1 rRNA gene is annotated in these 382 nt (G+C 55.1%); it reads left to right on the top strand.

Annotated features, from left to right (window positions below):
* Positions 1-150: 150 nt before the first annotated feature.
* A 16S ribosomal RNA gene (locus AB4091_RS22015) occupies positions 151-382 on the top strand; the annotation flags it as partial.

Below are 382 nucleotides of genomic sequence, written 5' to 3'. Positions count from 1 at the left end.
TCCTAGGGGTTCGCCCCGATGATGGAAGTGTCAGCTTCACTGTTTGTCGGTTTCACGCGAGTGAGGACGATGAACAGAAGGTTACCTGGTTAGGTCCAGGTGACAGATGTGCAGAGGTTCTTCTGTCAAGGATAGGCTCGTTGAGCCTTTCAACTTGAGAGTTTGATCCTGGCTCAGAACGAACGCTGGCGGCAGGCYTAACACATGCAAGTCGAGCGCGCCCTTCGGGGTGAGCGGCGGACGGGTGAGTAACGCGTGGGAACGTGCCCTTCTCTGCGGAATAGCCTCGGGAAACTGAGAGTAATACCGCATACGCCCTTTGGGGGAAAGATTTATCGGAGAAGGATCGGCCCGCGTTGGATTAGGTAGTTGGTGGGGTAAT

This window comes from Terrabacter sp. 2RAF25 (assembly GCF_052115265.1).
Classification (GTDB): Bacteria; Actinomycetota; Actinomycetes; order Actinomycetales; family Dermatophilaceae; genus Terrabacter.
The sequence above is the reverse complement of the archived record's forward strand: the minus strand, read 5'-3'. Positions and strand labels throughout refer to the sequence as shown.